The sequence below is a fragment of the Rhizobium sp. 01N447_2 genome, assembly GCF_056399245.1.
Window position 1 is genome coordinate 1 of the sequence record NZ_JBFTQY010000145.1, and the last position, 5,261, is coordinate 5,261.

A 5,261-nucleotide genomic window follows, 5' to 3' on the forward strand; every position below is an offset into this window, starting at 1 on the left:
CGAGAAACCGCCGAAGACGACCGAATGCACCGCGCCGATGCGGGCGCAGGCGAGCATCGCATAGGCGGCTTCGGGGATCATCGGCATGTAGATGGTGACGCGATCGCCCTTCTTGACGCCGTGCTTCTTCAACACATTCGCCATCCGGCAGACATGCTCGTAGAGCTCGTTATAGGTGACCTTCTTATCGATATAGGGGTTGTCGCCTTCCCAAATGATCGCCACCTGGTCGCCATTCGTTTTCAGATGCCGGTCGATGCAGTTGTAGGAGACGTTTGTCTGACCATCCTCGAACCACTTGATCGAAACCTTGCCGGTAAAGGAAGTGTTCTTGACCTTGGTATAGGGCTTGAACCAGTCGATCCGCTTGCCGTGCTTGCCCCAGAACTTGTCCGGGTTCTCGACGCTTTCCTCGTACCATTTCAGGTACTTTTCCCGGTCTATGAATGCCCGCTGCCGGACAAGGCGCGGCACGGTGTAGCGCTCGAGGACCACTGTTTTGCTCCCTATGATTGGCTCCTGAAAACGATCCCGCTCGAGAAGAATCTGGAGACCTGTTCTGTCTGATTGATATCCCGACCCATGTCGGTCCGAGGCCCGTTTATCGGCACACCGACAGCAGCAGTTTGGACGGCAAATCAACCGTTACATCATTTCCGGTCGTCTGATCGCCGAGCCATCGCTGAACCGGCTCAGCCTGTAGGGTGAGATGTCGGTCATCGGGGTCTCGTTCATCACGATCTCGCTGACCAACCGGCCGGCACCCGGTCCTATGGCAAAGCCGTGCCCGCTGAACCCCGCAGCAATCACGTAACCCGGCAATTGCTCCACTCTTGAAATAACGGGGACGAGATCTGGCGAAGTATCGATGAGCCCTCCCCACGCGCGTTCGACCCCGATTCCCTTGAGTGCGGGGTATTCGCTTTCAAGGTTCTTCAATGCGAGTTTCACGAGTTCCCCGTCGGGCGCGGGATCTAAAATTCGGTTTTTTTCAAACGGCGAGATTTCATCGTTCTCCCAGCTCCTGAAAGCATCGGGCCCATTCCAGAAGCTGCTGCTCAGACGGTACTTCAGCTTCTTCCCAATCTTGCTGCGGTACATCTGATAGAATTTGAAGGCGTATCGCATCCCCCTCGGAGTGAGGTCGAGCGTACCACGTCCGGGTACGGCGATCGTGTAGGCGCCATCTGTCCGACGTCGCAACACGAAGTTTGAAGCCGAGAGGCACCCCGCTTGAATGATTTCGGGCGCGGGAGTCGTCTTAATTGCGGTGCCGGAGATGTTTGCGACCGGAAGCTCGATACCATATCGATGAGAAAACCGCGAAGCCCATGCTCCACCAGCGCAAACAACGGTGCCAGCTTTCACAAGTCCTCGCTCTGTCCACACGCCTGTTACCCGGCCTTCGGTAATGTCAAGGCCCCGAACGGCGCAGTTTTGATGGAGCGATACGCCGCTTTCCTTCGCGGCCTCCGCGATGGCAGGCACAGCAAGACTTGGCTCAGCTCTCCCATCGGTCGGAGACCAAACGCCGCCGACCCACGAGGATGTGCCACCCGAAGCCCGATTGTTGGCCTCGGACGCGCTCAGTATCTGGCTGTGGAATCCTTGAAGGCGCGCAGCCTTACCCCACGTTTCCCACCGAGCAACATCAGCCTCGTTCTTCGTGCAGTAAAGTATCCCGCTTCGACGAAAGCCAAGATCGCGACCGATCTCGGTGCTCAGTTCCTCCCAGCGCCGCAGACTATACATAGCAAGCGCAAGTTCATGGAGGTCGCGGTTCTGCTGTCGGACCCATCCCCAATTGCGGCTTGACTGCTCGCCGCCAACGATACCTTTTTCGAGCAGAGCAACAGACACCCCCTTGCGGGCGAGCTCATAGGCCGTGCAGGTACCCACAATTCCCGCCCCGATGACAGCGACGTCGACCTCGGTGGGAAACGAAAAGCTGTCACTTACTTTCTGAACTTCGACCGGCATAGACCCATTCCTCTGGCATCGTGCGCCGGCATCTCCGACAGGCACGTTTGAAGCCTCAACAATCATCCGTGGCAACACGCAAGGTTTCCAACCCATCAGCGATCGCGATGAGGTGAATTCTGTTGCACCGTCCTTACGCCTATGTCATCGGCAGAAGCCTTTTCGACATCCTAGTGCCGACGGCTTTGCGTGAGACCGTCGTCATCTCGCCTAGGATGGTGTTCTCTCAGCTGTGATCACCGCGAACATCGAGCGCGTCGCGCAGCCCGTCGCCGATGAAATTGAAGCTGGTTACAGCGATCGTGATGGCGGCGCCGGGAATGATCGCCAGCCACGGTGCGGTCCCCAGATATTGCTGCGCGCCATTCAGCATGTTGCCCCAGCTGGGAAGAGGCGGCTGAATTCCATAACCGAGGAAGCTGATATAGGCCTCCATCAGGATCGCCCGGGCGATGGTGAGGGTGGCCGCGACGATGATCGGACCTATGGCATTGGGAAGGATCTCGCGGAACATGATATGGGTTGCGCTCAGTCCCAGCATGCGGCCGGCCAGCACGAATTCACGCTCGCGCAGGGAGCGGACTTCGGCCTCGACAATGCGGGCAACTTCCATCCAGCTCGTGGCAGCAATAACGACGGTAATCATGATCGGACTTGGCTTCAGCGCAGCTGCAAGAGCAAGCACGAGGAAGATGGATGGGAAGGACAGGAAGCCATCCACGGCACGCATCAGCACCGTGCCGACCAGGCCACCTCTATATCCCGCCACCACGCCTACAAGGGTCCCGATCAGCGTCGACAGCAGCATTGCCGAGAAACCGACCAGGAGCGAAATCCGGCCCGCCATGAACAACCGGGCGGCCAGATCCCTTCCCAGCGGGTCGGTACCGAGATAATGCCGGCCGGTCAGCGGCGGAGCGAAGCGGGCGCGCAGATCGATATAGAGCGAATCGTACGGCAACAAGTGGGGTCCTAAGACGCATGCCAGCGTCAGGAGAGCGATCATCACCATGCCGATGAGGGCCAGATGGTGGTTCATGAAACGGTGCGCAGATCGGCTGTTCCACCAGCGCTCCCGGGGCGAATTTGCGGCAATGGCAGTCATGATGGCTGACTCCTGATGAGCGTTTAAGGCGCTTAACTCAGACGGATCCGGGGATCGATGATGGCGACAACGATGTCGGCGGCGAGGTTGCTCACTACGACAAGGATCGCCGAGAACATGAGCAATCCCATCACCACCGGGTAGTCACTGTAGCCGAGGCTGTCGAGGAACAGGCGGCCCATTCCCGGCCAGGTGAATACCGTCTCTGTGACCAAAGCACCCGTGAGGACGCTGGGAAGCTGCATTCCCGCGAGCGTGATCATCGGCAGAAGCGCGTTTCCGATGACGTGTTTCATCAGAATGCGGCGCTCGCTCAGTCCTTTGGCGCGGGCCGTCTTGATGAATTCCTGATTGATCACGTCGAGAGTAGCCGATCGCATGTAGCGGCTCCAGATGGCCACATGCACCAGCGCAAGCACGACGCTGGGCAGGATGAGATGGTGAAGATAGTTCAGAACGGACTCGTCACCGATCGTGTACATGTTGCCGGCCGGGAGCCAGCCAAGTCTGAGCGAGAATACGTAAATGCCAATCAGTCCGAACCAAAAAGTCGGGATCGAAAGGGCCACCATCGCACCGACCGTCGCCATGTAATCGAAAATCGAATAACGCTTTATGGCGCCGCGAACTCCGATCCACGTACCGATGGCAATCGCGATGACGGTAGACGATCCCATCAGCAACAGCGTTGCCATGAGGTGTCGACCGATCACGTCGAGGACTGGCGCTCCGTCGCGGAAGGAGTGGCCCCAATCTCCTTTCAAAAGGCGCCAGGCCCAATCCATGTACTGGATCCACAGAGGACGGTTCAAGCCCAACTGCTCCGTCAGTCGGTTCAGGTCATCCTGCGTCATGCTCGCATCCAGCCCAAATTGTGCTAGGGGCCCACCCGGGATCAGGTTTAGGACCACGAAGCCGATGACGGAAACGATCAGAAGCAGTACAAGGCTCTGAGCGAACCGGTTAAGTAGGAAGCTACGCATTGAGCTCTCCCTGTGATAGCGCCAATAGAGGCCGCCGCCGCAACGCGCGGCAGCAGCGACGTTAGGTTAACTCAGCTCTTCCAGTGCCAGCCGGCAGCATGCCATGATGCCGTGCGCGTGTTCGTATTCGGTTGCCAGCCTTCAAGGCCTTCCTTTGTGCCAACCACATAGGTGGCGGCAAACAGGGGAAGAAAGGGAAGGTCCTGACGCACGATTTCCTGGATACGGTGATAGATTTCACGACGTGCTTCCGGATCGAAGGTCTGGGCACCCTTCTTGAGCAGCGCATCCACTTCCGGATTGGAATACTGGCCGACATTCGATCCCTTTCCACCCTTCGCGGCAATCGCGCTGCTGGCAAGACGGTTGGTGGCGTCGGGATCCGCGGCAATCAGATGCGTAACGCCCGAGATCGCCGTGTCGAACTGTGACTTCAGCCAGAATTCACCAAACATGACGGCAGCCGGCAAATTCGAGATGGTCATCTGGACGCCAATTTCCGCGAATGTCTGCTGCAGGAACTGCTGCACCTGCTCGCGGAGATTGTTGCCGGATGTCGTTGAGTTGTTGAACGCCAGCTTCACTCCATTCTTCTCACGAATCCCATCCGACCCCGGCACCCAGCCGGCATCGTCGAGGAGCTTGCGTGCTGCGTCCGGATTGTATTCCTGCGCCGGAAGGTTCGGATTGAAATAATACGACTCCTTCGGCATGAAGGTTTCCGTCGTTGTCACCACGCCGAAATAGAGGGCGTCGATGATCGCCTTTCTGTCCATTGCAGCATAGAGTGCCTGACGCACCGCAAGTTCCTTGAACTGCGGCCGCTCAAGATTCAGATAGAACGACTCGACGGAGGCACCAGGCACCAGGCTCACCACCCGACCCGGCAACTTGCTAGCCTCGTCGTAGTGGTCGGACGTGATGTACGCCTGGTCTGTGAGATCGATATCGCCGCTCTTGAACTGGGTGTAGAGTACCGTCTGGTCAGGAATGTATTTGAATATGACCTGTTCGACATACGGACCGTCGCCAAAATAATCCGGATTCGCCGCCAGTTCGAGATGGTCGCCGGCCACACGCTGGCTCCACTTGAAGGCGCCGGTGCCAATGGGTGCCTGATTGAAGGCCGCTGCGTTCGGATCAGGCTCCTTCTCGAGAAGGTGCTTCGGCACGATGAAGGTTTCGGTGAGAAA

5 protein-coding genes are annotated in these 5,261 nt (G+C 58.0%); all 5 read right to left on the bottom strand.

The features are described from left to right. Positions 1-495, bottom strand: a 495-nt coding sequence (locus AC1ECN_RS38140) for an acetyl-coenzyme A synthetase N-terminal domain-containing protein (RefSeq protein ID WP_221995458.1), incomplete at its 3' end; no start/stop codon positions are given. A gap of 150 nt (positions 496-645) precedes the next feature. Further along, on the bottom strand, positions 646-1,980 hold the full coding sequence (locus AC1ECN_RS38145) for an NAD(P)/FAD-dependent oxidoreductase (RefSeq protein WP_024323558.1): 1,335 nt from the start codon (positions 1,978-1,980) through the stop codon (positions 646-648). Between the two features lie 226 nt (positions 1,981-2,206). Then, positions 2,207-3,085: an ABC transporter permease gene (locus tag AC1ECN_RS38150; RefSeq protein WP_024323559.1), complete on the bottom strand. Its 879-nt coding sequence runs from the start codon at positions 3,083-3,085 to the stop codon at positions 2,207-2,209. A 32-nt stretch (positions 3,086-3,117) separates the two neighbouring features. Beyond that, a complete protein-coding gene (locus tag AC1ECN_RS38155; protein ID WP_024323560.1) occupies positions 3,118-4,068 on the bottom strand; it encodes an ABC transporter permease in 951 nt (316 codons plus the stop codon). 71 nt (positions 4,069-4,139) lie between these two features. Next, positions 4,140-5,261 (bottom strand): peptide ABC transporter substrate-binding protein (locus AC1ECN_RS38160; RefSeq protein WP_477955991.1); only part of this gene is annotated, 1,122 nt, incomplete at its 5' end.

Coding starts and splice junctions, on each gene's coding strand:
- AC1ECN_RS38145 (WP_024323558.1), bottom strand. CDS start 1,980: ATGCCGGTCGAAGTTCAGAAAGTAAGTGACAGCTTTTCGTTTCCCACC.
- AC1ECN_RS38155 (WP_024323560.1), bottom strand. CDS start 4,068: ATGCGTAGCTTCCTACTTAACCGGTTCGCTCAGAGCCTTGTACTGCTT.
- AC1ECN_RS38150 (WP_024323559.1), bottom strand. CDS start 3,085: ATGACTGCCATTGCCGCAAATTCGCCCCGGGAGCGCTGGTGGAACAGC.